At 57.1% G+C, this 25,273-nt stretch carries 33 protein-coding genes; 11 read left to right on the forward strand and 22 right to left on the reverse strand.

Features of this window, described 5'->3' with window-relative positions; genetic code table 11:
* Positions 1–26: 26 nt before the first annotated feature.
* Positions 27–1,223 carry a glycine cleavage system aminomethyltransferase GcvT gene (gene gcvT / locus CL1_RS06355; RefSeq protein ID WP_014789059.1) on the reverse strand — a complete coding sequence of 399 codons (1,197 nt, stop codon included), beginning with the start codon at positions 1,221–1,223 and terminating at the stop codon, positions 27–29.
* A gap of 103 nt (positions 1,224–1,326) precedes the next feature.
* On the opposite strand from gcvT, the gene CL1_RS06360 reads away from it, so the two are divergent.
* Entirely contained in the window at positions 1,327–2,163 is an 837-nt protein-coding gene (locus CL1_RS06360; RefSeq protein WP_014789060.1) for a universal stress protein, read from the forward strand.
* An 88-nt stretch (positions 2,164–2,251) separates the two neighbouring features.
* Here the strand turns inward: CL1_RS06360 and CL1_RS06365 are convergent, their stop codons facing one another.
* On the reverse strand, positions 2,252–2,839 hold the full coding sequence (locus CL1_RS06365; RefSeq protein WP_014789061.1) for an endonuclease dU: 588 nt from the start codon (positions 2,837–2,839) through the stop codon (positions 2,252–2,254).
* Positions 2,836–3,147 (reverse strand): divalent-cation tolerance protein CutA, encoded by a 312-nt coding sequence (gene cutA / locus CL1_RS06370; protein ID WP_014789062.1) that lies wholly within the window; start codon positions 3,145–3,147, stop codon positions 2,836–2,838. Before cutA ends, CL1_RS06365 begins: the two co-directional genes overlap by 4 nt.
* 71 nt (positions 3,148–3,218) lie before the next feature.
* On the opposite strand from cutA, the gene CL1_RS06375 reads away from it, so the two are divergent.
* Positions 3,219–3,494: an acylphosphatase gene (locus CL1_RS06375; protein WP_014789063.1), complete on the forward strand. Its 276-nt coding sequence runs from the start codon at positions 3,219–3,221 to the stop codon at positions 3,492–3,494.
* Here the strand turns inward: CL1_RS06375 and CL1_RS06380 are convergent.
* Positions 3,484–4,077, reverse strand: coding sequence for a hypothetical protein (locus CL1_RS06380; RefSeq protein WP_014789064.1), 594 nt, complete (start codon positions 4,075–4,077; stop codon positions 3,484–3,486). The two genes, CL1_RS06375 and CL1_RS06380, sit on opposite strands and share 11 nt — an antisense overlap.
* Before the next feature lie 117 nt (positions 4,078–4,194).
* On the opposite strand from CL1_RS06380, the gene CL1_RS06385 reads away from it, so the two are divergent.
* The 4 genes from CL1_RS06385 (at position 4,195) to CL1_RS06400 (ending at position 6,962) form a co-directional block, all read left to right on the forward strand.
* Positions 4,195–5,085 (forward strand): ADP-dependent ribose-1-phosphate kinase, encoded by an 891-nt coding sequence (locus CL1_RS06385; RefSeq protein ID WP_014789065.1) that lies wholly within the window; start codon positions 4,195–4,197, stop codon positions 5,083–5,085.
* A gap of 134 nt (positions 5,086–5,219) precedes the next feature.
* Entirely contained in the window at positions 5,220–5,507 is a 288-nt protein-coding gene (locus CL1_RS06390; RefSeq protein ID WP_048152043.1) for a hypothetical protein, read from the forward strand.
* Between the two features lie 142 nt (positions 5,508–5,649).
* Positions 5,650–6,189, forward strand: coding sequence for a transcription factor E (tfe, locus tag CL1_RS06395; RefSeq protein ID WP_014789067.1), 540 nt, complete (start codon positions 5,650–5,652; stop codon positions 6,187–6,189).
* A 38-nt stretch (positions 6,190–6,227) separates the two neighbouring features.
* Positions 6,228–6,962, forward strand: coding sequence for a DUF2110 family protein (locus tag CL1_RS06400; protein WP_014789068.1), 735 nt, complete (start codon positions 6,228–6,230; stop codon positions 6,960–6,962).
* Here the strand turns inward: CL1_RS06400 and CL1_RS06405 are convergent.
* The 13 genes from CL1_RS06405 to CL1_RS06465 all read right to left on the reverse strand — a co-directional run bounded on the left by CL1_RS06405 (position 6,946) and on the right by CL1_RS06465 (position 18,809).
* Positions 6,946–8,313, reverse strand: a complete 1,368-nt coding sequence (locus tag CL1_RS06405) for a hypothetical protein (protein WP_014789069.1) — start codon at positions 8,311–8,313, stop codon at positions 6,946–6,948. The two genes, CL1_RS06400 and CL1_RS06405, sit on opposite strands and share 17 nt — an antisense overlap.
* 132 nt (positions 8,314–8,445) lie before the next feature.
* A complete protein-coding gene (locus tag CL1_RS06410) occupies positions 8,446–9,333 on the reverse strand; it encodes an Mrp/NBP35 family ATP-binding protein (protein WP_014789070.1) in 888 nt (295 codons plus the stop codon).
* Positions 9,334–9,402: 69 nt separating this feature from the next.
* Positions 9,403–10,164 (reverse strand): ABC transporter ATP-binding protein, encoded by a 762-nt coding sequence (locus CL1_RS06415; protein WP_014789071.1) that lies wholly within the window; start codon positions 10,162–10,164, stop codon positions 9,403–9,405.
* Positions 10,161–11,195, reverse strand: a complete 1,035-nt coding sequence (locus CL1_RS06420; protein WP_014789072.1) for a FecCD family ABC transporter permease — start codon at positions 11,193–11,195, stop codon at positions 10,161–10,163. The genes CL1_RS06415 and CL1_RS06420 overlap by 4 nt, the downstream gene beginning before the upstream one ends.
* Before the next feature lie 5 nt (positions 11,196–11,200).
* Positions 11,201–12,319 (reverse strand): iron ABC transporter substrate-binding protein, encoded by a 1,119-nt coding sequence (locus CL1_RS06425; RefSeq protein WP_014789073.1) that lies wholly within the window; start codon positions 12,317–12,319, stop codon positions 11,201–11,203.
* A gap of 1 nt (position 12,320) precedes the next feature.
* Positions 12,321–13,016: an FmdE family protein gene (locus CL1_RS06430; RefSeq protein WP_014789074.1), complete on the reverse strand. Its 696-nt coding sequence runs from the start codon at positions 13,014–13,016 to the stop codon at positions 12,321–12,323.
* Positions 13,017–13,170: 154 nt separating this feature from the next.
* Complete coding sequence (gene porB, locus CL1_RS06435) at positions 13,171–14,166, reverse strand: pyruvate synthase subunit PorB (protein ID WP_014789075.1); 996 nt, start codon at positions 14,164–14,166, stop codon at positions 13,171–13,173.
* Positions 14,167–14,176: 10 nt separating this feature from the next.
* Entirely contained in the window at positions 14,177–15,361 is a 1,185-nt protein-coding gene (gene porA / locus CL1_RS06440) for a pyruvate synthase subunit PorA (RefSeq protein ID WP_014789076.1), read from the reverse strand.
* 11 nt (positions 15,362–15,372) lie between these two features.
* A complete protein-coding gene (gene porD / locus CL1_RS06445) occupies positions 15,373–15,690 on the reverse strand; it encodes a pyruvate synthase subunit PorD (protein WP_014789077.1) in 318 nt (105 codons plus the stop codon).
* 61 nt (positions 15,691–15,751) lie between these two features.
* Positions 15,752–16,687: a 3-methyl-2-oxobutanoate dehydrogenase subunit beta gene (locus CL1_RS06450; protein ID WP_014789078.1), complete on the reverse strand. Its 936-nt coding sequence runs from the start codon at positions 16,685–16,687 to the stop codon at positions 15,752–15,754.
* Positions 16,688–16,692: 5 nt separating this feature from the next.
* Positions 16,693–17,880: a 2-ketoisovalerate ferredoxin oxidoreductase subunit alpha gene (gene porA / locus CL1_RS06455; RefSeq protein ID WP_014789079.1), complete on the reverse strand. Its 1,188-nt coding sequence runs from the start codon at positions 17,878–17,880 to the stop codon at positions 16,693–16,695.
* Positions 17,881–17,890: 10 nt separating this feature from the next.
* Positions 17,891–18,208: a 3-methyl-2-oxobutanoate dehydrogenase subunit delta gene (locus CL1_RS06460; protein ID WP_048152047.1), complete on the reverse strand. Its 318-nt coding sequence runs from the start codon at positions 18,206–18,208 to the stop codon at positions 17,891–17,893.
* 43 nt (positions 18,209–18,251) lie between these two features.
* The gene (locus CL1_RS06465) at positions 18,252–18,809 is read right to left on the reverse strand and encodes a pyruvate/ketoisovalerate ferredoxin oxidoreductase subunit gamma (RefSeq protein ID WP_014789081.1); all 558 of its coding nucleotides are present in this window, start codon (positions 18,807–18,809) and stop codon (positions 18,252–18,254) included.
* A 223-nt stretch (positions 18,810–19,032) separates the two neighbouring features.
* Between CL1_RS06465 and CL1_RS06470 the strand changes: the two genes are divergently transcribed.
* On the forward strand, positions 19,033–19,995 hold the full coding sequence (locus CL1_RS06470; RefSeq protein WP_014789082.1) for an inorganic phosphate transporter: 963 nt from the start codon (positions 19,033–19,035) through the stop codon (positions 19,993–19,995).
* Here CL1_RS06470 and hflX read toward each other — a convergent pair.
* Positions 19,951–21,258: a GTPase HflX gene (hflX, locus tag CL1_RS06475; protein ID WP_014789083.1), complete on the reverse strand. Its 1,308-nt coding sequence runs from the start codon at positions 21,256–21,258 to the stop codon at positions 19,951–19,953. The genes CL1_RS06470 and hflX overlap by 45 nt on opposite strands.
* 110 nt (positions 21,259–21,368) lie before the next feature.
* Here hflX and CL1_RS06480 point away from each other — a divergent pair, with 110 nt between their 5' ends.
* A complete protein-coding gene (locus CL1_RS06480) occupies positions 21,369–21,728 on the forward strand; it encodes a carboxymuconolactone decarboxylase family protein (protein WP_014789084.1) in 360 nt (119 codons plus the stop codon).
* Between the two features lie 3 nt (positions 21,729–21,731).
* Here the strand turns inward: CL1_RS06480 and CL1_RS06485 are convergent, their stop codons facing one another.
* Complete coding sequence (locus CL1_RS06485; protein WP_014789085.1) at positions 21,732–22,067, reverse strand: nascent polypeptide-associated complex protein; 336 nt, start codon at positions 22,065–22,067, stop codon at positions 21,732–21,734.
* A 91-nt stretch (positions 22,068–22,158) separates the two neighbouring features.
* On the opposite strand from CL1_RS06485, the gene CL1_RS06490 reads away from it, so the two are divergent.
* The 3 genes from CL1_RS06490 to CL1_RS06500 are packed head-to-tail and all read left to right on the forward strand — an operon-like array spanning position 22,159 to position 23,003.
* Positions 22,159–22,338 (forward strand): hypothetical protein, encoded by a 180-nt coding sequence (locus CL1_RS06490; protein ID WP_048152050.1) that lies wholly within the window; start codon positions 22,159–22,161, stop codon positions 22,336–22,338.
* Between the two features lie 51 nt (positions 22,339–22,389).
* The gene (locus tag CL1_RS06495) at positions 22,390–22,632 is read left to right on the forward strand and encodes an AbrB/MazE/SpoVT family DNA-binding domain-containing protein (protein WP_083830195.1); all 243 of its coding nucleotides are present in this window, start codon (positions 22,390–22,392) and stop codon (positions 22,630–22,632) included.
* On the forward strand, positions 22,629–23,003 hold the full coding sequence (locus CL1_RS06500; RefSeq protein WP_014789087.1) for a type II toxin-antitoxin system VapC family toxin: 375 nt from the start codon (positions 22,629–22,631) through the stop codon (positions 23,001–23,003). The genes CL1_RS06495 and CL1_RS06500 overlap by 4 nt, the downstream gene beginning before the upstream one ends.
* A 2-nt stretch (positions 23,004–23,005) precedes the next feature.
* Here CL1_RS06500 and CL1_RS06505 read toward each other — a convergent pair whose 3' ends face one another.
* From CL1_RS06505 to CL1_RS06515, 3 genes are read right to left on the reverse strand one after another with little or no spacing between them, the layout of a single operon-like run.
* On the reverse strand, positions 23,006–24,037 hold the full coding sequence (locus CL1_RS06505) for a tetratricopeptide repeat protein (RefSeq protein WP_014789088.1): 1,032 nt from the start codon (positions 24,035–24,037) through the stop codon (positions 23,006–23,008).
* Positions 24,013–24,549, reverse strand: coding sequence for a methylated-DNA--protein-cysteine methyltransferase (gene otg, locus CL1_RS06510; protein ID WP_014789089.1), 537 nt, complete (start codon positions 24,547–24,549; stop codon positions 24,013–24,015). The genes CL1_RS06505 and otg overlap by 25 nt, the downstream gene beginning before the upstream one ends.
* Positions 24,536–25,252, reverse strand: a complete 717-nt coding sequence (locus CL1_RS06515; RefSeq protein WP_048152053.1) for an RNA methyltransferase — start codon at positions 25,250–25,252, stop codon at positions 24,536–24,538. Before CL1_RS06515 ends, otg begins: the two co-directional genes overlap by 14 nt.
* Positions 25,253–25,273: the final 21 nt, after the last annotated feature.

A 25,273-nucleotide genomic window follows, 5' to 3' on the forward strand; every position in this document is an offset into this window, starting at 1 on the left:
GTTTTTGGAGAAAAGAAGGGGAGGAATCACTCCTCCCTGAAGGCCCCGTACTTCTTGGGGTCGTAGAAGGGCGGAGCTACCGTTATCGCCTTCCTCGGCTTGCCCCTTATCTCCACCTCCAGCTCAACGCCCGGCTTCGCGTACTCCTCCTTCACGAAGGCTATTCCTATGCCGATGCCGAGGAGCGGGGAACTGGTTCCGCTGGTGACCTCGCCGATGAGTTCGCCGTTCGCGAGAACTTTGTAGCCCTCCCTCGGGATTCCCTTCTCGACCATCTTGAAGTGCACCAGCTTCCTGCCAAGGCCCCTCTCCCTCTGCTTGAGGAGTGCCTCCTTCCCTATGAACTCCTTGTCCCAGAAGATGGCGAAGTCGAGGTTGGCCTGGAGGGGAGTTACTTCGTCTATGTCCGTGCTGAGGAGCTGGAGCTCCTTGGTCTCATTGCCGTAGAGGGTATAACCGGCCTCAAGCCTGAGCGTATCCCTTGCTCCAAGTCCGGCGGGCTTTATTCCGTACTTCTCGCCGGCCTCGAGTATTGTCTTCCAGACGTGGAGGGCTTTCTCGGGCTCGCCCCTCTTCTCTGGATTGGGGTGGTATGGGTTGGCGTCCTCGAAGTAGATCTCAAAGCCGTTCTCGCCGGTGTAGCCGCTCCTCGAGAGGAGCATCTTAATTCCGTCGAGCTCGACCTCCTTCGCTTGGAACCACCAGAGCTCGTTGATGTCGATGCCGAAGAGGTCTTTCGCTAGATCCCTAGCCTTCGGCCCCTGTATCGAGAACATGACCATGTCGTAGGTTTTATTTTCGATCTCGAGGTCCAGCTCACCGAACTTCTCGATTCCGCGCTTTATCGCGCTGAACCAGGCCTCGAGCTTCTCGAAGGCGTCGCTGTCGCAGACCATCATGTATGTGTCGTTTCCCATGTTGAAGACAAGGGTCTCGTCCTTCACGGCTCCACGTTCGTTGAGGACGAGGGTGTAGGTTCCGCTTATCGCGGGGGGCTTGCTTATGTCGTTGGTCGTGACGTACTGGAGGAACTCGAGGGCGTCCTTACCGCGGAAGATGAACTCCCCCATGTGCGAGACGTCGAATATGCCAACGCCGTTCCTAACGGCGAGGTGCTCCTCCTTTATGCTCGAATACCAGATGGGCATCTCCCAGCCCGCGAACTCCTCAACCTTCTTGGCGTTCTCCTTATGCCAGTCGAATAGGTGAACCCTCTTTACCATAGCCATCACCGTTAAAACTTGGGCCTGAGCGTTATAATCCTTTCCAATTCATGGGCAACTATAATAAGCATCAACGTTCAAATTAATGCTGGGGTGTTCGGAAATGTTTGAGAGGGTTTTGTATCCCACGGATTTTTCCGACGTTTCCCTCCACGCGCTGAGGCACTGCCTTCCAAAGCTCCTCTCCCTGGGTGTCCGGGAGCTGGTGCTGATTCACGTCATCGACATAACCATAGCCGAGTTTGAAGCCTTTGAGCTCGAGGAAGTGTACCGTGAGAGACTTGGGGAGCTCGCTGAGGAGCTAGGAAAGGACGGCTTTAACGTTGAGCCCGTCGTGAGGATAGGGATTCCGTCGGTGGAGATAGCAGAGACGGCTGATGAGAAGGGCGTGGATCTGGTCGTCATACCCAGCATGGGTGAGAACGTCTGGCGGGCGATGTTCGTCGGAAGCACGGCCTCCAACCTGGCCAGGGCTACCAGAAGGCCCGTCCTGCTCCTCAAGTACGTCAAGAAGAACGATGCCTTTGAGCTGGCTGTGGACTGCTCAGAGCTCTTAAAGCGTCCCCTCGTTGCCATTGACTTCTCCAAGTGTTCGATAAAGGTTCTCAAGACCGTCAGGAAGTTCGAGGAGCTCGTTGAGAGTGGTTTGCTCCTCCATTCGGTGGACTACGGGGGAATGGAGGAGCTGGAGCATAACATAGAGCTGGCGAAGAAGAACCTGGAGAAGTCCGCCAGGGGTCTGAGAGCAAAGTTTGAGACCGAGGTGATGGTAGGCTCGGCGAGCCAGGCGATAATAGGGACGTCCCTCGCCAAGAACTCGACCCTCATAGTCATCGGCAAGAAGGGACGGAGCTTCATCAAGGACCTGCTCCTCGGCAGCACTGCGGAGAGAGTCGTAAGGGACTCAAAAGTTCCTGTGCTACTGGTTCCATGCGAATGACCTCAGTCTGGAACGGCTTCCTCATCACTCGGTAGCTACCCTGTTGCCATCATCGGTCGTTCTTTTCTCCGATTTTTGGCTTATAAATCTACTCCCTCCTGCTCTCGCCGGTCATGACGGCGCTGGCTATCATGTGGGCGAGGCGGAGCGGTTCGGGATTCAGGCCGGTCCTGGTGGTAGCCCGGATTATCTCAGCCGCGGTCTTCTCGTCCACTCCGACGGCCTGGAAGTAGAGCTTTTCGGGTATCACCTCAACCAGCGGGGGGGCCTTTTTAAGAAGCCTGAGCCTCTCCTCCGCGTCGGGGAAGTGTTTCCTGAGAGCGGCCTCCATCGCCCCGAGGTCCGGCCTCTTCCGGACGACGACCACCACCGGCAGACCGGTTTCCCGGTGGAGCTTCTCCAGGTTCACCACGTTGAAGCCCGCGTAGGTTATGCCCTTCAGGAGGATCACCCTGAGATCCTTGAAACGGGAAGCTGTCACTGCATCTGCCATCGCCTCTGTAGCGTCGGTACCGTCCACCGTTATCCATCGGGAAAGAACGCCCACGACCTCCTGGGAGCCCTTCATGACGACTCCTATCAGAATGGTCTTTCCGCGCTCGAGCTTTGAGGAAAAGGAGAAGGTTCCGTCGTCGAAACCGACTGTCCTGATCTGGGGCTTCACCTTCCGTATCATGGGAGCACCTTCTCAAGCCACTCGGCGTACTCTTCATTGACCCTGTCCACATCTATGCGCGCGATGACCGGGACGGTGTAGGGGTGCAACTCCTTTATCGCCTCCTTTAGCTCTTTCCACTTCTCCACGGTCGTCTTGAGAAGTGCTCCCACCTCCGTGTCCTCCTCTATCTTTCCGTCCCACCAGTAGAACGCCCTGTGCTCCCTCAGGTTGGCGCAGGCGATGAGTTTTCTCTCGAGGAGCTCCTTAACGGTTTTCTCGGCGCTCTCCCAGTTCGGGAAGGTAGTGTACACCATTATCATCTCCATGCCCTCACCCCCGTTCAAACTCGACGGATAAGCTTAAATCGGTTGTGGGAGTACTATGCACGGGGTGTGGTATGGGAAGGGTGAGGGCTCACCTCAGAATTCACGGGCGCGTCCAGGGAGTTGGTTTTCGGTGGAGCCTGCAGCGGGAGGCGAGGAAGCTCGGTCTGGCAGGGTGGGTCAGAAACCTGCCCGACGGGACTGTTGAGGCCGTCATCGAGGGCGACGAGGAAAGGGTTGAAGCACTGATAGGCTGGGCGCACCAGGGACCGGCACTCGCCAGGGTGACGAGGGTCGAGGTAAAATGGGAGGAGCCTGAGGGACTTGAGGGGTTCAGGGTCACTGGGTAGCGGCGAAGCGCTCCATTAGAACTCTCTTGGGACAGTACTTGACCTCGCAGTAGTTGCAGACGTACTTCTCCTTATCCTTCTCGGGCGTGTGGAGTATTAGCTTCCTGAACCCGTCCATTTCCTTTACCTTCACGAAGACCTCGACTGGTAGGGTGCCGTCGATGACTATGTAGAGCTTGCTTGGCTCCTCGCGGAGGTTCCTGCTGAACACCTCCATAACAGGAACCCCGTTCTCGTGGAGCAGACCCAGGACTTCTGAAAAGCCCCGAAGGTACTTGTCCTTCTCCAGCTCTATCTCGAGGACCTCCCACCCCATCAGTGGGGCGACGTCGATGAGGCTGGGGAGGGGATTGAGCTTCTCGAAGATCAGCTTGAGCGGGTAGGTCTTCTCGATGTACTCGATGGTGTGATAGACTATCTTTCTGTTCACGCCGATTATCCGCGCCAGCTCGCTTATTGGAACCTCGACGTCCCTGAGGTAGATCTTGCCGTTCTTCACGCTTAGGCCGTTCTCGAACAGGAACTCCGCGACCTTCCTCCTGGCGGGATAGTTCTTGAAGTAGGCCTCGAGTATGAGCATCATTTTTGTCCACCTCTTACCCATATATGAGTAGGAATGGATATTTAAATCTTTCCCTCGTGCGCAAGGTTATTAACGATTCGGTCCCAGCTTTCTGTTTAGGGACTGGAGGTGAGGAAGATGGCCAGGTTTGATGTGGTGGGAATAGGGAACCTGAACTACGACATAATAATGCTCCTCGACAGATTTCCGGAGTTCCACGAGAAGGTGAACGCGAGGGAGGCTTTCTTCGGTCTAGGCGGGGCGGCGGCGAACACTATAAGCTGGCTCGCTCACTTCGGCCTTAAAACCGGCTACATCGGTGCGGTTGGAAGGGACGAGATAGGAAACGCCCACCTGGAGTACTTCAGGAGCATTGGAGTGGACACCGGCGGAATCAGGGTCGTCGATGCTCCCTCTGGCGTTGCGATAGCGATGATACGTGGGGAGGACAAGAGGATAGTGAAGTACCCCGGCGCCAACCTGATGAAGGGTGTGGACTTCGATTACCTGGCCAGGACGAGGCACGTTCACCTCTCCTCCAACCCGCCGGAGACGATAGAACAGGTCGTGGCATTCGCGAGCGAGAATGGGATAACCGTTTCGCTCGACATAGGTGAAGCGGCCCTGCCAAAGGAGATCGAGGAGAAAGTTGATTACCTGATGATGAACGAGGACGAGTACAGGAGAAAGTTCGGCTCCCTCGACCTCTCGCTCTCCTCGGCCAGAAACCTCGTGGTGACCCTCAACGGGGGCGGTGCCCTGGTGAGGGACGAAAGCGGGAGGATCAGCGAGGTCAGGGGTCTAAGCGCCGAGGTCGTGGATTCAACCGGTGCGGGGGATTCCTTCGACGCGGGTGTTATCTACGGCGTCCTCAGTGGGTGGAGCCTCGAGGACGCGGCCCGGCTGGGAATGCTCCTGGCTTACCTCACCGTTCAGAAGGTTGGGGCAAGGAGCGCGATAGTGCCCCTTGAAGAGGTCATCAGAAGGGCCGGGGAGGTTGGTCTTGAACTTCCGTTCAACGGGCGGTGAGGTTTTCCCGTCCTTCATAACTTTTAAATACCGCCCGATGTACCCCCTTTAAGCCTCCCTTTAAGAAACCCTTAAAAGGTCGTGCCCTAAAAGCTTTAGAGGTACCAAAAGTCCTTAGGCCGGAGGTGACGCTCTTGGAAATCATAATCGACAATTTCAAGCCCAAAATCACCCGCCCCTTCAAGAGGAAGAACGAGTACTGGGTCAAGCTCATTCTATCGGAGGGTGAGGAGTACATAATGAAGTTCAAGACGCCCCTGGAGGCGGAAGACGCTATCTACGGCATGCTCGATGACCTTCAGGTTTACGGTGGGAAGGTGAAGCTCCAGCTCCGTGAGGGGAACGTTATAGAGCACATCGAGGTCCTGGAACTTTACAAGCCCTCCGCGAAGGAACTTCTCGACGAGTACTTCACCGAGTAAACTTCCATTCGATGCTCTTTTCTGTTCATTGTGGTTGGAAATATGACAAAAACCTATATATAGTCCAGGCCACATAGTTTGGTATTGGACAGCTCTGTGGGCGTGAAGTCAGGGGGTCGAATATTCTCTGGAGGTCGTTACTGTGGCAAGGAGGAAGAACAAGGAGCTACTCGAGCTTGCAATGGACATAGGCGGTGAGGAGGCCGTTGAGGTAATCAAAGCCCTCGAGAAGAAGAAGGAAGCCACCGACGAGGAACTGGCCGAGATGACGGAGATACGCGTTAATACGGTGAGGAAGGTTCTCTATATGCTCTACGATCAGGGACTGGCTGAGTTCAAGAGGATAAGGGACAAGGAAACCGGCTGGTATTACTACTACTGGCGCCTTGAGACCAAGCGCCTTCCGGAGATAATTCGTTCCAGAAAGATGGCCGAACTCAAGAAGCTCAAGGAGATGCTCGAGGAGGAAACGAGCGAGATTTACTACCACTGCGGCACCCCCGGACACCCCAAGCTCACCTTCGACGAGGCTATGGAGTACGAGTTCCAGTGCCCCATCTGCGGGGCCATGCTCATGCAGTACGACAACACGGCGGTCGTCGAGGAGCTAAAGAAGCGCATCGAGGAGCTTGAGATTGAGCTGGGCCTCAGGAAGAAGCCCAGGAAGAGGAAGTCCAACTGAATGGCCTTCTCCTTTAATGAACTTCGGGGATGGTGAAGATGGAAGAAGTGGTTATTCTGGAGAAAGTTTACGGCGACAGGAGCGGCTTTTTAAAGCTCGACAGGAAGCTGAGGGCCCTTCTTGGCGACCTCGAGGTCGAGTGGAAGCTCTCCGCTGTTAAGAAGAACTGGGTTAAGGTGTCTCTGAGCGGCGAGGACGAGGAGATAAGTGCGAACCTCGTAAGGGAGGAGTTCGGCGAGGTTCCATACAGCCTGAAGAACGTCGAAGAGGGGAAAACCTACCGGGGCCGCTTCATAGACCTCGGCAAAGTTGGTTACGGCGCCTACGTGGACATCGGAATATTCCGTCCCCGCCCCAAGGACGCCCTCCTGCCCCTCTACTACCTCAAGAGGGCCTTCGGCGAGATTCCAGTCAGGGAGCTGATAGCGAAGATGGGGTGGGTGGACAACCTGCCCGTTGAGGTCGTGGTGACGGACGTTGAGTTCGGCGCGAGGGAGGTCGAGTTGGCCTTCAGCGATGCCCAGCTGAAGAGGATAAACTCCTGGCTCAACGACGGCCACGACAAGCTCTTCATAGCCGGAACCGTGAGCGAGAACGTGGAAAAGGCCCTCATCAGGACGGGCCACGGAAGGGACGTGAAGCGCATAGAAGAGCTGGGCCTGATGGAGACGCTTCTGATACTCAAGAAGGGCACCCAGGCGCCTGGCATAATCAAGGAGATAGGTCCACACCTGAAGGGTACCGTGATAGGTGCCATCAAGCTCGAGGAGTGAGCCCGTGGAGAAGCCTCACAGCGAGGGCAGACAGCAGGACGAAGCAGTAGGGGAACAGCGAGGGCGCGAAGAGTGCCAGGGGGGTGTAGATCACCGTCATCAGCAGGAGGAACGCCGTCGTTCCCCTCATCGTGATTCCCTTTTTTCTATTCCAGAGGGCATACACGCCCGTGGTGAGGGCCAGGGAGCTGTTCATCAGGAAGTTCTTCGCGTATGAAACCGCGCTGGGGGGCAGGCTTGAGGGAATGTTGAGGGACAGCCCGAAGGCCGTGTAGAGGAGGAAAACCCCCGCACCCGTCATCAGCAGGTAGGCGTAGTTCCGCAGGTACCTCTTGGGGAACGTCAGGACGAAGGCTACCGGCATGAGAACGAGGTAGGGGTTTATTGCTATCGCCAGGAGCGTGAAGATTGACAGCACCCCCGTCTGGAGGAGGGCCTTCCACTTCTCCGGCGAAAAGGTCACGTTGCTGACTATGGCCAGGGCTATTATGAACCCCGCCAGCCCGAGCGTTGCTCCGTTTATCTCGCTGAACCCGTTCCTGAACATTGGGGCCACGAAGGTAAGGCCGAAGACGAGGAAGCCCAGCTCGCGGGATCTCTTCGGGGCCAGGTAGAAGGAGAAGGACATGATAACGAGTATCAGGAGCCAGTGGATAAAGACCACGTTCTCCTCTATGGGTGGAACCACGGTGAAGACGGCCCCCATTATGGCGCTGATGGGGGAGTCAGGAGGGGAGCCTGCCGTGAACTCGAGGGCCGAGAGAAGTTGCGCCAGGAATCCATGGGTGAACTTCGGCCGTTCTGCGGTCAGGTACCACAGCATGAACAGGGAAGCGGCAAGGGCGTAGAACCTCCCCGCGTGGCTGTCGTCCCTGCTGAGAAGGGCGAGGAAAGCCAGCATCATTCCGAAGGTCAGGGAGAGGAAGGCTATGGCCGAGCTCCTGGGCGGGTTCCACAGCCCCTCGAAGGCCCTCTCGGTTAGGTATATGTTGTCCTCGGAGCCCGTTATGAGGACGGTGTTGTTGAGCACGACGATGGACGGCAGAAGGGAAGCGTTGGCGGGAAGGCCGGTTTGATTCCAGAGGGAGGCGATGAGGCGGTTGTTGTAGACGTTTCCGACGAGAACGAGGGTATCATTCCCGTGGGCCTTGATGGTGTAGAGCTTCTCATCGACGTAGTAGGCCCAGGCCCTGGCCCAGGTGTCGTTGCCCGGAACGACGGTGTAGGTTGAGTCCGAGGAGAGAAAGGCCTGGAACGCCTCCCGGTCGGGATAGTACGTTACCCCGGCGGCGGAGGCGAGGGGAACCATCAGCAGGAAAACGAGCGCCATCAGAACTGGGGCCTTTCTCATGCTCTCCCTCCCGAGTGGATACCCAGAAGTGGTTAAAAATTTAATGTAGCCCGGCCCAGCGCGGCCCCATCGCATCGGCTTCCGCCGGCCTGAGCCGCGCCGTAAAAAGTTGAGGGGAAATACTTAAATGGTTTACTCCTCCGTTTCCCCTCCTTTCATCTCTTCGAGCTTCTTCGCGAGCTTTTCCGCTATTTCCATGAATGCCTTGGCCGCGGGCGTGTCCTCGTAGAGGACTATCGGTATTCCCGCGTCGCTGGCTTCCCTGGCCTTGAGGTCTATCGGCACTTCTCCAAGGAAATCCACACCCTCCTTCTCGGCGAGCTTTTTGCCCCCACCCTTTCCGAAGAGGTCGATCTCGTTGCCGCAGTGCGGGCATATGAGGTAGCTCATGTTCTCGACGACCGCTATGTAGGGAACCTCCATCTTCTTCATCATGTTTACAGCCTTTCCGGTGTCGAGCAAGGCAACCTCCTGGGGAGTGGTGACTATAACCGCCGCATCGAGCTGTAGACTCTGGGTCACGGTGAGTATCTCGTCGCCAGTTCCAGGGGGGAAGTCGATTATCATGAAGTCTAGGGAACCCCACTTGACGTCGCCGAGGAGCTGCTTGATGGCCTTTGTTACAAGAGAACCGCGCCAGATTATCGGCTGATCCTCCGGGACGAGGAAGCCCATGCTCATGACCTTTATCGGGGTCGTCTGGCCAAGGAAGTCGTTCATCGGCGGTATCATTTCGAACCTGCCGTCCTCGAGCTTCTCGGCCAGAACCTCCGCCTTGTCCACGCCGAGCATCTTGGCGACGTTCGGCCCGTGTATGTCCGCGTCGAGTATTCCAACGAAGTAGCCCTTCTTGGCAAGGGCTGCGGCGAGATTGACCGCGACGGTGCTCTTTCCAACGCCGCCCTTACCGCTGAGGACGGCCACCTTGTAGGTCCACTTCTCCTGCTTCTCCTTTATCCTCTGGGTGAGCGGGTCGGCACCGAGGCCGCCTATGTTGAGCGTGGGAGCCTTTATCGTCATTTCCTCCACCTCCGGCTTAGGTTGGCCTAAGGGGCTTAAAAGCTTTGTCCCAAAACTTGACAATGTTACTCAGATTTGGGTATCCAAGAGTGGAACCACCGTTGGAACGCCCCTGACCTCCCCCATCGCTACGTTCACACCGTAGACCTCGCGGAAGAGCTCTTCGCTGAGAACATTAAAGCCTCCGTCAGCGATTATTTTTCCGTCCTTCATGAAGATGAACCTCCTGGCAAAGCGGAGGGCTAGGTTCACGTCGTGCATCACGGTGATAACGGTTTTTCCCTCCCTCGAGAGCTCCTTCGCGAGCTGCATAACCTCGAGCTGACTTTTAACGTCCAGGTTGTTGGTAGGCTCGTCCATTATTAGTACTCGCGGCTCCTGCGCGAGGGCCCTCGCTATGTTCACCTTCTGGAGCTCTCCTCCGCTGAGGCCCCTCGTTCTCCTGGGGGCCAGGTCCCATATCCCCAGTCTTTTGAGGGCCCTTTCGACAGCCTCGATGTCCCTCCTGGACGGCCTGAGCCCCATGTACGGCCTTCTGCCGAGGAGAACCGTGTCAAAGACCGTCATGAAGCCTGGCTCTGTCCTCTGGGGAACGTAAGCGAGTATCCTGGCCAGCTCGTTCCTCGAGTACTCGCCGATCGGCTTTCCAAAGACCTCGACCCCACCGCATTCCAGGATTCCTGCAATGCACTTCACTAGGGTGCTCTTGCCTGCCCCGTTCGGTCCAAGGACGGCAACAAATTCACCCGTCTCAATCCTCAGGCTCACCCCCCTGAGAACTTCCCGCTCGTCGTAGGAGAACCTCAGGTTCTCAGCCTCCACCGCCTTCATCTCCGGCCCTCCATTCTCACCAGGAGGTAGATGAACGCCGGGGCGCCGAGGAATGAGGTCACTATGCCCACAGGGAGCACCGCGGGGGAGATGATGAGTCTCGCGAGAGTGTCAGCGGTCACGAGCAAGAGCGCGCCCGTGAGGGCCGAGAGTGGAATCAGGAAGCGGTAGTCGCCTCCGGCGATCAGCCTAACTGCATGGGGTGCTATGAGGCCTACAAAGCCTATTACTCCGACGAAGGCAACGCTCACTGCCGTTATCAGCGCCGCCAGGAACGTCGAGACGAGGCGGATCCTTTCCACCTCCACCCCGACGCTCTTCGCCACCTCGTCCCCCACCGCGGAGGCGTTCAGGTCCCAGCGTCTCAGAAGGAAGTATGTGAAAACAGGTGCGAATGTCAGGAACATTATCGCGTCCTCCCTCCAGGTGGCCCGTCCGAGGTCTCCGAAGCTCCAGTATACCATCGCGGCGAGCTGGAGCTCGTCGGCGAAGTACTGTACGAGGGTCGTCATGGCGACGAAGAGCGAGCTCATGGCCACACCGGCCAGGATTATTGCCTCCGGGCTAAGCCCCCTGAGCCTTGCAAGTGTCAGGATCACCGCGGTGGCGCTTATGGCTCCGATGAAAGCGAAGAGGACGACGGCGTAAGGGTTGTCGAGTGAAATCCTTCCGGAACTTTCGGCGTAGCCTGCGCCGAGGAGTATGGCCAGCGATGCCCCGAACATGGCACCGTGGGAGACGCCCATCGTGAAGGGAGTCGCCAGGGGGTTTCTGAGGAAGCCCTGCATGACAGCGCCGGCTATGGCCAGGGAGGCACCGACCAAAAGACCCGCGACTATTCTCGGTAGCCTTATGTTCCAGACGATGAGCCTAGTACTATCCGTTCCGCCGCCGAGGAGGGCATCAACGACTTCCCCAACCGTCAGGTGGTAGGCCCCGTGGGAGAGGGAGTGTAGGCTGACCAGAACGATGGAAAGAAGGAGGAGGAAGCCCATGAAGACCCTTCTGGCCACGTAGTCCCTGTAATCCATGTCCATCACGGTGAGGTCGGTAGTGAGTACTTGACGGTCCCGTTGGAGAGGTCTATCCTTCCGAAGCCCCCGAACTGTTCCTTCATGGCTTCGTAGACGGGCTTTCCGACGAGGAACGTGTATATCTCGTCGGCCTTCTCCTCGGGATCAACGTCGCGGAAGCGCTCGGGGTAGAGCACCTTGCCTATGAAGTACGCGTCGGCCAGGGCGGTTCCTATGTTCGTGGTGTAGAAGTTGTAGGGGAGCAGGCCGTAGAGGTTGCCTTCCTTCACGGCCCTCAGCGAGCCGTAGAAGTCCGGGTTCCTGGAGTAGTCATCGAGGACCAGCTTGAGGCCGCCCTCGTCGATGAATATGTAGTCCGGCTGCCACTCGAGGAGCATCTCCTTGTCTATGGACTTGTGACCTTCTCCGAGCTCGTCGGCTACGTTTTCGGCGTTAACCGCTCTGAACGGCGGATAGCCTGCCTCAGTGCTCTCTATCCCGTGGGCACCCTTGTAGCCTATACCTCCGACGTAGACCCTCTTCGGCTCGACGCCTTTCGTCCGGTTCATCAGGTCCTCCTGGATCGACTTTATGAACTCCGTGATCTCCCTGGCCCTCTCCTCCCTTCCGAGTATCCTGCCGGCGAGCTCTATGGAGGCGAACAGCTCCTCGTCATCAAAGGTTCCCAGGCTTCCGTAGCTGAGCACCACGACTGGAATTCCCGTCTTCTCCTCTATCTCGTCGGCCGTTTTTCCGTCCACGTAGGTGATGAAAATCACGTCCGGCCTGAGCTTCACGATGGCCTCGAAGTCGGGCAGTTTCCCCGGCCCGCCGGGTCCGACGCTCGGGAGGTCTTTGAGCTCCGGGTGGGCCATTATGTACGGCCTCCCGAAGGAGTAGCGCTTCTCGAAGTCCTCGACGCCAACCACCATGTCGCTCGCGTTGAGATAGACTATTAACCTGAGCGCACCGGGACCAACTGCTATAACTCTCTCAACGTTCTTCGGCACCTCCACGCTCCTTCCGAGGGCATCGGTGACCGTTAGGGTGGCGTTTCCGTTTTCGGAATTGGCACCGCTTCCGGTGCAGCCGCTGGCGAGAACCACCACAAAAATGAGGATCAGCGCGATGAACTTCCTCATTTCAGCACCCCCTCCGCTCGATCTCCACTATTCCCCGCCCGACCACGGCCAGATAGGCCTCTCCGGCACAGCGGAGGCACAGCGGTTCGCCGTTCACGTGAACCGCTCTCGTTTCCATGACCAGCTCCCCGCACTTCGCGCAGCGGACGCTCTCCACTATCGGCGCCTGCTCAATCGGGGGAACCCTTACGCGCTTGATCTTGAATTCGTCCCTCGGGAGGTGAAGCATGGCTTTTGCAACCTCTTCCCAGAGCTCCCAGAGGCGCTTTCGCTCCTCCTCACTCCCCTTGCGCTCCCGGACAACCCTATTGAAGAGCTCGGTTGTTCCGGGGGGATAGTACTTCCTCAGCCTCTCCGCGTCTGCGTAAACCCTGACCCCCTCCCAGGTGGAGCGCTTGACGAGGGTGAGGGCGGTTTTTCCGAGGTCGAGGTAGATGAGCGAGTTGTTGCCCAGCGTACAGCCTGTCGCCACCTGAACGCCGTCGGTGAAGCAGCTGTTGATTTCGACTATCGCGAGTAGGGACTCATCGACACTTGAGGAATGATCCAGCCTGCCCACCCCCAGCTCCTCCATGGCTATCAATGACGCCCTTATCCCGAGGGCGAGGTACGGGCAGACGTGACCGTGGAACTCCCTGGCGTATTCGAGTATCCCCTCCGCGTTTCCCTCCGCCACCAGCCTGTTGAGCGTGAGCATTGTATCACCAATTTGGGGTTGAGTAGCACGATTTTTAACAATTTTTTAATCTTGGTGTTATCAACGAAAGGTTGATAACCTGCACCGTGAGAACCGGACTCCTAATGGTAGTCTGGGAGGTCTTTCTAAGAAAAGAATCGAAACGGAAGGAGGTTCACTCCTCCGGCTTCGGGAGGGTGACGTCGACGCCGAGAACCTTCCACATGGCCTTGATCTGCTCGCGCATAACATCGATGGCTTCCGGCTGCTTGAAGAGGTGCTTGAACCTGCCCTGCAGTTTAAGGTACTCCTCGATGGGCTTCTTGAACTCTATGGCGACTACGCGACCGCCCTCGCGCTTGACCTTCGCTCCCCCTCCGGGGCTCTGTATCTTGATGTTGTGGAAGTCGCCGTTCTCGATCTCGAAGAGCGGCCAGACGCCTGTCTCTATGGCCAGGCGGGCGATCTCGACGCCCTTCTCGAGCGGGCTCTTCCAGCCGGTTGGGCAAGTACACTGAACCTGGACGAATGCCGGGCCATCGACCTTGGCGGCCTTCTTCATCTTCTTGACGAAGTCAAAGGGGTTGCCTATGCTGGCGGTTGCAACGTACGGGATCTGGTGGGCGGCAGCTATAAGCGCGACCCACTTCTTGGGCTTGTCCTCACCGATGGAGAGCTTGCCCGGCGGGCTGGTGGTGGTCCAGGCACCGTAGGGGGTTGAGCTAGAGCGCTGGATTCCAGTGTTCATGTAGGCCTCGTTGTCGTACATGAGGTAAACCACGTTGTGCCAGCGCTCAAGCATACCGCTGAGGGCCTGCATACCGATGTCGGCGGTACCACCGTCACCGCCTATAGCCAGTATCTTGCCCTTCCTTCCGAGCTTCTTCCACGCTGCTTCGACACCGCTCGCAACCGCTGCAGCGTTCTCAAAGGCCACGTGAACCCACGGGGCCTTCCAGGCGGTGTAGGGGAAGACTGCTGAAACGACCTCCATACAGCCCGTGGCCTGGGCTATGGCGAAGGCGTTCGGGTCACCATACTTCTCCTCCATGGCCTCGCTGAAGGCCTTGGTGGCGAGCCTCAGAGCGGTGGCACACCCACAGCCGGCACAGGCGGCGTGACCGGGTGCCCAGTACTCGCGAGTGGTAACGGGGGGCTTCCTAACGGCCATTTTCCTCACCTCACAGCAGTTCCTTTCTCAGGCCGATCCAATTGACCTCGTTAAACTCTTCTCCGTTGAGGGCCTTCTGGGCAATCGCGAGTGCCTCGTCGAGGTCCTTGAAGGTGACGTCCCTTCCTCCAAGTCCGAGGATGAAGTCAACGATCTTCGGCTTCTCGCTCTCGTTGATGAGCGCCCTGCTGAAGTCCTGGAAGAGGGCTCCGCCGACGCTGAAGGTGACGTTCTTCTCGAGGAGCGCGAGAACCTTCGCCTTCTTTGCGAGCTCCCTTACCTCCTCGATCGGGAACGGCCTGTAAACTGTGAGCTTGGCAGCACCGGCCTTGATGCCCTTCTCGCGGAGGTGGTCGATGTACTCCTTGAGGGTTCCAGCCAAGGATCCCATCGTGACGAAGATTATTTCCGCGTCGTCGGTGCGGTACTCCTCTATCTTCTGGTACTTTCTACCAAAGCGCTTCTCGAACTCCTCAAAGACCTCATCGATGACCTTCCTGGCGTTCTCGTTGGCCTGCCAGACTGTGTAGCGGGCCTCCATGTAGTGGGCCGGGAAGGCGAGGGTGCCCTGGGTTATAGGCCTGGTCGGGTCGAGGTAGGCGTGCTTGGGCTCGTACTCGCCGAGGAACTCGTCAACGAGCTCCTGGTCGGGAATCTCGACCGGCTCGACGGTGTGGGTGAGTATGAACGCGTCGAAGCCGACCATGGCCGGGAGGAGGACGCGCTCGTCCTCGGCAACCTTGAAGGCTATGAGGATCAGGTCAAGGGCCTCCTGGTTGTTCTCCGCGTAGAACTGGAGCCAGCCGGTGTCGCGCTCGCTGATGGTGTCCTGCCAGTCGTTCCAGATGTTGATCGGGGCGCTCAAGGCCCTGTTTCCAACGGCGATGACTATCGGAAGGCGCATTCCTGCGGCAATGAAGAGTATCTCGTGCATCAGAGCCAGACCCTGTGAAGCTGTGGCCGTGAAGGTTCTGACTCCAGCCGCCGAGGCACCGACACAGGCTGAAATCGCTGAGTGCTCGCTCTCGACCTTGATGAACTCGGCATCGAGCTCTCCATCTGCGACGAACTCGCTTATCTTCTCGGGGACGAGGGTCGATGGGGTAATCGGGAAGGCCGCTATGACCTTCGGCTTGGCGAGCTTGGCCGCCCAGGCGGCGGCTTCGTTGGCCTTCATAACCTTTCTCATCGGCATCTTTCACCACCTCACTTGGTCTCCCTAACCATTATTATGGCATCGGTCGGGCACTCGTTGGCACATATCCCACAGCCCTTGCAGTAGTCGAAGTCAAAGACCGGATAGTTCTCCTCGTCGAGGTAGATGGCCGGCTCCGGGCAGTAGATGTAGCAGAGGTAGCAGCGGACGCACTTGTCCCTGTTGAACTCGGGCATAAAAACTCTCCAGGAACCGGTCTTGTTTATCACGCTGCTCCCCGGAATGGTGGCTATCGCTCCCGGGGTCATCTTTTCGCTATACTCCTTCTGAACCCTCTCGATGTCGGCCTTAAACGGACTCTCGGCCATGCTTATCACCTCGGGTGAATTATCAGATGGAAACTTAAACCTTGGGGTAAAGATGGAAAGCTCAGCCGAAGACCTCGGCGAGCTTCTTGAGCTTCTCCCACTCGTGGAGGACCCACTGCTGGAGGATCTCAATGTCCTCCTTGGTCATGTACTTAAACCTGCCCTGGTACTTGAGGAACTCCTCTATCGGTTTCGGCTCCTTCTTGGTGCTCGGCATGTTGATCTTGTACTTTCCGTTCTCGTACTCGAAGAGCGGGAAGTAGGCCGTCTGAACCGCGAGCCTCGCGAGCTCGATGCTCTTGTCGGTCGGTGAGCGCCAGCCGGTCGGGCACGGCGCGAAGAGCTGGATGAAGCTCGGTCCAGGGATCTTCTGGGCCTTCTTGAGCTTCCTTATGAAGTCCTCCGGATAGGCGACGCTTGCGGTGGCGGCGTAGGGTATCTCGTGGGCTATGACTATGTCGATGACCTTCTTCTTGTGCCTCTTCTCGAGGAAGTGCTTCTTTCCGCCAGGGGTGTTGGTGGTCCAGGCACCGTACGGGGTCGAACCGGACCTCTGGATTCCGGTGTTCATGTAGGCCTCGTTGTCGTACATTATGTAAACCGCATCGTGACCCCTCTCGAGGAAGCCGCTCAGGGCTTGGAGTCCTATGTCGGCGGTTCCTCCGTCGCCGGCCCAGCCGACGACCATTATTCCGTCCTCGCCCTTGACCTTGTATCCCTTGGCCTTGAGGGCCGCCTCAATACCACCTATAACGGCACCGGTGGTTTCAAAGGCCGTGTGGAACAGATTGGCGTTGAGCGCGCTGTACGGCCAGGGGCCAGCGATGATGGTTGAACAGCACGCAGGAATGGCGAATATCGTCTTCTTCCCGTAAGCTTTGAGGACATAGCGGAGTCCGAGGGAAGCGCCACAGCCCTGGCAGGCCGTGTGGCCGGCGTAGAAGTGCTCTTCCGCCGGTATGCTCAACCTCTTCTTAACGTTCTCGGGAATCTCCATCGTTCTCACCTCTTAAGGTGGTACCAGTCCACCTCTACATCTAGCTCTCCCTTCTCGATGATGGCCTTCATGTTCTCGGCTATCTTCCTGACGTCGCTGACGGTGAAGTCCCTTCCTCCGAGGCCGACTATGTAGTTCTTCATGAGCGGCTTTGCATTGGTGTTGTAGAGCGCTCCCTTGGCCTCGTTGAAGAGTATGCCCTCCTGGCCGAAGGAGAAGTTCCTGTCGAGGACGGCTATGCCTTCAACGCTCTTTGCCAGCTCGTAAAGCTCCTCCTTCGGGAAGGGCCTGAACCAGCGGACCTTCGCGGCGCCGACCTTGTAGCCCTCATCGCGGAGAACATCGACCGCCTGCTTGACGGTTCCCATGAGTGAACCCATACCCATGAAGACGAAGTCTGCGTCGTCAGTCCTGTATAGCTCTATCATCTGGCTGTAGTCCCTTCCAAAGCGCTCGCCGAACTCTTTTCCAACCTCGTGAATGACCTTCTTGGCATCTTCCATAGCCTTGGCTATCTTGTAGCGGAACTCGTAGTAGTCGTTGGGGCCACCAAGGGCACCTACAGCAACGGGGTTGTCGAAGTCGGTGAGCGTGTAGAGCGGCTTCCTTGGCGGAAGGAACTCATCGACCAGCTCCTGTGGGATCATCTCGACAACGTCGTAGGTGTGGCTCAGTATGAAGGCACTCTCGACAACCATCGCGGGGAGGTTCACGGTCTCGGCTATCTTGAATGCCATCAGCACACCGTCGTAGACCTCTTGGTTGTTCTCCGCGTAGAACTGGAGCCAGCCGGTGTCCCTCTGCGCCAAACTGTCGGTCTGGTCGTCCCAGACGCTCCAGGGGGGAGCCATGGCACGGTTCACATCGACCATGACTATCGGCAGCCTCGCTCCAGCCGCCCAGTGTAGCATCTCGTGCATGAGAGCGAGACCCTGGGCGGAGGTGGCGGTGAAAGCCCTGGCGCCGGTCGCGCTCGCTCCTATACAGGCGGCCATGGCTGAGTGCTCGCTCTCGACCGGTACGTACTCAAGCCCCTCTATCTCTCCGTTGGCGAGGAACTCGGCTATCTTCTCGATGATGCTGGTCTGGGGGGTGATGGGGTAAGCCGCGACGACCTCAACGCGGGCGTGTTTAACGGCGTAAGCGGCCGCGTAGTTGCCGCTCACGACCTTTCTAATGGGCTTGTACTCCATAACCAACACCTCACTTCTCCTCTTTTTCCATCGTTATGGCCTTGGTCGGGCACTCGTTCGCACAGATACCGCAGCCCTTACAGTAGTCGTAGTCTATCCCGACGTAGCCGTCCTCGCGTATGTATATAGCCGGCTCGGGGCAGAATTTCCAGCAGATGTAGCACTTAACGCACTTGTCATCATCGACGACGGGTATGAACGTCCTCCAGTCGCCGGTGAAGTTGCTGAGCGTGGTGCCCAGGCTAATCGGGGCCTCCGGGTACTCGTCCACCCGGGTGAGGACGATTTTGGTGGCCCCTTCCTTCTTTTCACCAAACAGCGTGTTCAACCTTATCACCACCTTGTTCGGGGTTAAAGGATAGGAAAGAAGATTAGAGCTCGTAAACGGTAGTCTTGTTGAATGCTTCCTCTGCGGCCTTGGCGTTCTTCTCGCCGAGGGATCCGGAGAAGACGTCCTGAATGGCCTTCTGGACGTGCTCGAGGGTGACGACGCCGGTGGCCTTTGCGACCGCACCGAGGATTGCGGTGTTGGTAATTGGAAGGCCAAGGACGTCGAGGGCTATGGTGGTGGCATCGACGAGGGCCAGCTTGGCCGGCTTCTTCTTGAGCTTCTCGAGAACCTCTTCCTTGCTCTTCTCTGTGTTGACGATGACGATTCCGTCGTCCTTGAGACCTGCGGTGACGTCAACGGTGTCGAGAAGGCTCGGGTCGAGGACGACCACTATGTCGGGCTCGTATATCTGGGTCTTTATCCTTATCGGCCTCTCGTCGATCCTGGTGAACGCTGTAACCGGCGCTCCACGCCTCTCGACACCGAAGAACGGGAACGCCTGGACGTACTTGCCCTCAAGGAAAGCGGCTGAGGCTAGTATGTTGGCGGCGGTAACGGCACCCTGTCCACCCCTACCGTGAAAACGAATCTCGATCATCTTCTCTGCCTCCTTAAGTTTGTCAAACTTTATTCATTCAACGCATTTATTTAAGTTTCGGTATTGGCTTAATCTCCCTTCGGCAGGTGTCTTTGGGTAGGCGTGAACGTTGTCAGTCGCCAATGGTAAAAAGAGCGCATTGTTTCCCGAAAAAAGTTCGCCCGCTAAATTTTTAAATCCATAAACTACAGGCTGGTATATAGACTATATAGTGGTGGTTAAAATGGAGGGCCTGGCGGTAGCGGCGATAGCAGTGGCGTTTTACATTGCCTGGAACATAGGCTCGAATGACTCTGCCAACGCTATGGGGACTGCTGTCGGGGCTGGAATACTGAGCTTCCGCCAGGCCACGCTTACGATAGCGATATTTGTCCTGATGGGGGCATACCTCCGGGGTTACAAGGTCATGAAGACCGTTGGGAAAGGCATAGTCCCGGAGGGGTACCTAACAATGGAGATGGCGGTCATAGCGCTCCTCGCCGCGGGCGTTTGGGTGACGATAGCCACCGTGAAGGGCCTTCCCGTCTCCACAACCCAGGCGATAGTTGGAGGGGTTATAGGAGTGGGCCTCGCCACCCACGCCCCAGTGAACTGGTACACTCTCGGTAAAATAGCCGCCGCCTGGGTCGTCTCACCGGTGCTGTCGGGGATTCTTGCCATATTCCTCTTCAGATTCTACGGCTGGGTGGTTTCCAAGATAAAAAGCGTCTCGACGATTGAGGCCCTCTACAAGGCCCTGGCCATACTCGGCGGCTCCTACATGGCCTTCAACTTCGGGACGAACGAAGTTGCCAACGCCTCCGGCCCTCTGGTCGGTGCCGGCTTCATGGAGCCGAAGGTTGCTGGAATCTTCGGGGCGATAGCGCTTTCCATCGGCGCTCTCACGTTCAGCTATGCGGTGATGCACACCGTCGGGAAGAAGATAACTTCCCTCGGACCCGTTTCGGCATTCGCCGCCCAGTTCGGTTCGGCAATAGCTGTCAGCCTGGCGAACTTCTTCGGCCTTCCCGTCAGCTCGAGCCAGTCAATAGTTGGGGGCGTCATCGGGGTGGGCCTGCTCGCGGGAGAGGGCGTCGAGAGGGGCGTCATAAGGGACATAGTCTTTGGCTGGGTCGCGACGCCGCTCACGGCCATAGTGATATCACTCGCTATCTTCAAGGCCTTCTCCCTCGTGGGGCTGGTTTAGCCTCTCTATCCTAACCCCGAGCCGTGTGAGCTCCTTTATCATTCCCGTCTGCACGTAGGCCCTTATCCTAGTTTTCTCGCCGTACTCGACCGACAGAATCTCGCCGATGGAGTTTATGAGCGCCATCACCCTGGGAACCTTATCCGGCTCGTCCACGGTTATCTCGAAGGCCTTGTACTTCGGCAGGGTGAGGATAACCTCCTCGAGGGTGCCGTAAAGCTCTTCAAGCTGGCCCAGCTTTGCCGAGATTGAGACGACGTTCGAACCTATTCCCCTCTCCTCGGCAAGGGCCTTCATAATCTCCGCTTTGTCCCTTATGTCCTCCTCGCTCGTTAAATCCCTCTTGTTGAGGACCACTATTATCGGCTTGTCAAGGGCCTTCAGCTCCCTGAGAACGCCGAGCGATGCCAGGAACTTCCTCCTCATCTCGGTCCAGGGCTCGCTGGCATCGAGGACGAGCAGAATTATGTCCGCCTTAACTATCTCCTCCAGCGTCGAGTGAAATGCCTCGACTATAAACGGTGGAAGGCCATCTATGAAGCCGACCGTGTCAGTGACGAGAACCCTCTTGCCCCCCAGCTTGAAGCGCCTCGTTGTCGTGTCAAGCGTCGTGAACATCTGGTTTCTGGCCTCTATCTCCTCCCCGGCGAGGGCGTTGAGAAGGGTCGATTTCCCCGCGTTGGTGTAGCCGGCCAGGGCTATGAGAATGAACCCCACCTCTTCCCTGCGCTTCCGCTTAACTTCCCTGTCGGCCTTGACCCTCTCAAGCTCCTTCCGTATCTTCCCCATACGATAGCGAATGTGCTTGAGGTACTGCTGCGTCTGATACTCACCCATTCCCTTAAAGCCGGCCCTGTCGCCGAGCTTGATTCGCCTTATCGCTTCCTTCACGAGGGGGACCTCGTACTGGAGCGAGGCTAACTCAACTTGAAGCTTTGCCTCCTTTGAGTGGGCCCGCTTTTCGAAAATCTCGAGGACGAGCTGCCACCGGTCAATTACCTCGACGCGGAGCTCCTTCCAGAGGTTGTAGGCCTGGCTCGGCGTCAGCCTGTTGGCAAAGATAACCTTATCTGGCTTGAGCTCCTTTACGAGCTCCTTCAGCTCCTCGAGCTTTCCCTTTCCTATGTTGTAGCGCGGGTGCTCCTCCCTGTTCTGCTCGAGGATCGCGAGGACTTCATAGCCCGCACTCCTCAAAAGCTCCTCGAACTCCTCCCTGCTCACCCCGTCGCGCCTGGATCTTCTTATTACTCCTATTGCTTTCATCGGCCATATTTTCTCCCTGGGGTTTATAGCCTTTTGGAACGGCCGGTTTTCAACCTGAAGTTTGGGATACGCCTTTAAACTCCAAAAGCGAGCTATATGCGGTGGTCCCTATGGATTACGACGACGTTGATGTCAAGCTTAAGGAGATTGAGGAACTCCTCGACAGGCTGGGCAAGCAGCACCCCAAGGAGATTTCCGCCTTCTCAAGGTTCCTGCGCGAGACCCTAGATAACAAGGCCCTGACGACGCGTGAGAAGGAGCTTATCGCACTCGCCCTCGGCATAGCCCAGGGCTGTGAGTGGTGCATCTACCTCCACACCCAGAAAGCTCTGGAAGCGGGCGCCAAGCCGGAGGAACTCTTCGAGGCGGGCCTCGTTGCGGTTCTGATGGCCGGTGGCCCGGCCCTGATGCACCTGATTCCACTCATGAAGGCCATCGAAACCTTCCAGAAGGAGCACGGGGAGGGCTGAGGCTCAGCCCCCCGTTAGCTTTATTATTGCCTCCGCCAGGTCCCCTTCGGCCTCTTCGAGGGCCTTCTTTGCGGTATCGTAGTCGACGCCAGCCTGCTCCATGACGAGCTTGATGTCATCTTCCGAGACCCTGACCACCGCCCTTACTTCTTCCTTTCCTGGCACTATCTGGTAGCTCTTCTCTCCCTGGGCGGTTATTATCGTTATCACCGGGTCCTTGAGGATTATCTCCTTGTTCTCGAGCCTTATTATGACCTCCTCAACGCCCTCGAGCTCCTCCATTTTTATGCCCATCTGGCGCATGAGCTTCTTCATCTGCCGGGGGTTCATTCCCATCATCGCTACCACCTGTTGGAAGGTAGCCCGGGGGTCTTAAAAAGGTTGGCAAGGTTTTTAGGCTCCTTGACGTACCCGGTGAGGGGGTGGGAGAGTGCAATTTCCCCGCGCCGTTCCCACGGACTTCCAGATTATGGTGGGGTTTCTGAGTGTAGCCCTGCTCCTGCTCGCCGGAAAGTTCTTCTTTGAGTGGCTGGAGAGGTACGCCGAGAAGAAGGAGAGAGAAATAGCAAAAGAGCTGGAGGAGATTGAGAGGAGGGGCGAGATGTATTAGGGAATTGCGTTTGCCAAAAAGTATTTATTTTCCAAAAACCCAATCTTTACCATGACAGTGGAAGTTGTGAGACTCGATGACAACGGGAGGGTTTACCTCCCTGCCAGCATCAGGAAAAACCTCCGCTCCAGGGAGTTCTACGTCGAGGAGAAGGACGGCAGGATAATCCTGATTCCCGTCAGGGAGAAGCTGATGAAATACCGGGGAATTTTCCGGGGAGAAAACCTCACCGGTGAGGAAATTGACGAAATCGTGAAGGAAGAAACTGAAAAGCTCCTGAGGGGAGAGCTGTGAGGGTTTACGTTGACGTCAACGTGATTTACTATCACCTCACTGACAACCCTGAGTTCTCTGATAGGGCCACCGATTTGCTGGAAGAACATTATGGCTCAATGATAACCTCGTCACTAACCGTCTGGCAGCTTTACATACTTCTCAGAAGGCTGAACAGGAAGGGGACATTTAACCTCATGGAAATACTTCCGGAACTGGGGATTCGAGTCGTCCCACTGACACCTGAAATTCTCATGGAAGCGGAAAGGATTGAGAAGCTTGACTTCGACGATGCGATTCACTACGCAACGATGAGGAAGCACGGGGTGAAGAAGATACTCTCAAACGACGGGGATTTTGACAAAATTGAGGAGATAGAGAGAGTATTTTAGCTTCAGGTCTCTCTCTTCTCCTCCGGGAACTTTGAGGTCTCCTCGTTGGTCTTCATTATCTTTGCCCTGTACTCCTCGTACTTCTTTCTGGCTTCCTCCGCCTTCTCCCTCTCGCCGAGGTACTCGTAGGCCTCCGCCACGTGCTTCCACCACATCGGGTCTTTTTCGGCCTCCTTCAGGCAGTACTCCAGGAACTTCTGGTATGCCTCCCTCGCCAGCTCCTCCCTGCCGAGCTTCCTTGCTATGTTGCCAACGTCCTCGTAAAAGACGCCCTCTTCCTGAGCTTCCTTCTGGTAGTACTCCAAGGCCCTCTCCCAGGCCTCCCTGGCCTTCTCCTCGTTGCCCAGCTCCTCGTAGAGCTTTGCCACGTCCTCCCAGAACCAGGGCTCCTCCTCGGCGTAGCGCTCGAGGGCCTTAGCTGCCCTCTCCCTGTTTCCAGCCTTCTTCCAGTACTCGTGGGCCTCCTTGAGGTAGTATGTGTCCCTCTCCTTCTCGTACAGCTCCTCGTATATCTCCGCGGCCCTCTCGTACTTCCCGGCCTTCTCGTAGGCCCAGGCGGCGCTCTCCATCCAGCCAAGCTTCTCGTACATCTCCGCCGCCTTCAGGTAGTTTCCGGCCTTCTCGTACTTTCTGGCCGCGGCTTTGTACTTACCCATCTTTTCAAGCTTTTCAGCCGAGCGGAAGCGGTCCGTCAGGCTCAGATCGGGCTCGCTTATGTACCAGATGCCGAAGGCGAGTATGGCGATGAAGAAGACTATTATCCCACCAACCACCTGGAGGTTCTGCCAGGTGGCGCTGAGGTATAAGCCGTAGCCGCTTATCGCCGTGAAGACTGCCAGTATTGTCCCATACTTCCAGCTCTCGGCGTAGAAGGTAAGTCCCGTGAAGAAGAGCAGCATCAGCGTAACTCCCAGGAAACCCAGGGTGAGTATCACCTGGAGCAGCAGCTTGAAGCCGCCGTACCAGACTATGCCGGCCGCTATGGCTATAACAGCGATGAGGAATCCAATCAGGTACGCCTTGAGCTTGTCCATTCTTTCACCCCCTCGATTTCCAGCAGGAAAACCTTCCCCTCCAGCCTCGGAGTGTAGTGACCGATGCCGTCGCTGGCAACGACCCTGTGGCAGGGAACGACTATCGGGTAGGGGTTCCGCCTCATCGCCCCGCCGATGGCCCGCGGTGATGTGTTTAATGCCCCTGCAAGGCCACCGTAGGTTATAACGCTACCTCTTTTAACGTTTTTCGTGAGCCATTCGTAAACCCGCCTCTCAAAGGGTGTAACGCCCTCGAACGAAAGCTCCAGAAGAAGATCCTCGTTTTCCAGCCTCCCGACGATGACGTCCCGGACGAGGGAGGGGTAATCGCTCTCCCCATCACTGGCATCGACATCGACGCCCCTTCTCTCCAGGAAGTCCGAGAGGCGCTCGATGTTCGCCCGGAACTGCGCCCCGTCGAGGGCGAAGGTTATCCCCTGGATTTTTTTCTCGTGGATCACGCCTATCCACACTTTTCTGCCTGCCATCTCAAAGACATCAACGCTCAGCATCTCCGCACTCCTCCAGCTTTATAGCGGCCTTTCTCAGCGGCCCTATAAGCGTGTGAACCTCCCTCCCGTACAGAACGGCCCTCCCCACGAAGCGCTGAAACACCTTTGCGAAGACCTCCCGTCTCTCCGGATCCTTGGGGTAGTTGAGAGCTTCCAAGAGTCTCTCCCACGACCTTGCTAACTCCTCCTTCTCCCTCCTCGTTGCAGGTTCAAGGGAGCGAACTTTCGCCTCCGGCCTTTCCTTTGAGAGCTCGTAGAGGATAACCGCGACGGCCTGTGCGAGGTTCATCACGGGGTAGGCCTCGCTGGTCGGAACCGTCACGGTGAAGTCGAGCCTTTCCAGCTCATCGTTTCTCAGCCCGATGCTCTCCCTGCCGAAGAAAAGGCCGACCCTCCCGGGATAGCCTTCGAGCGTCTCCCTCAGCTCCCAGGGATAGAGGGGAACACGGTGTGGTATGAACCTCCCTCCGGGCTTCCCCGTTGTTCCAACGGCCAAATCGAAGAGCTCAAGCGCCTCCTCAAAGCTCTCAACCATGAGTGCCCTGTCTAATACGTCCCTTGCGTGGACTGCATAGCTGTAGCTTTCCTCCGTTAGGTTAGGGTTCACGAGCACTAGGCTGGAAAATCCAAAGTTCTTCATGGTCCTCGCTATCATTCCTATGTTCGCCGGCCCCTCCGGCTCCACCAGAACCACGCTTATCATCGGTAGGCATTTAAGGTGTTG

It is taken from the genome of Thermococcus cleftensis (genome assembly GCF_000265525.1).
GTDB lineage: Archaea > Methanobacteriota_B > Thermococci > Thermococcales > Thermococcaceae > Thermococcus > Thermococcus cleftensis.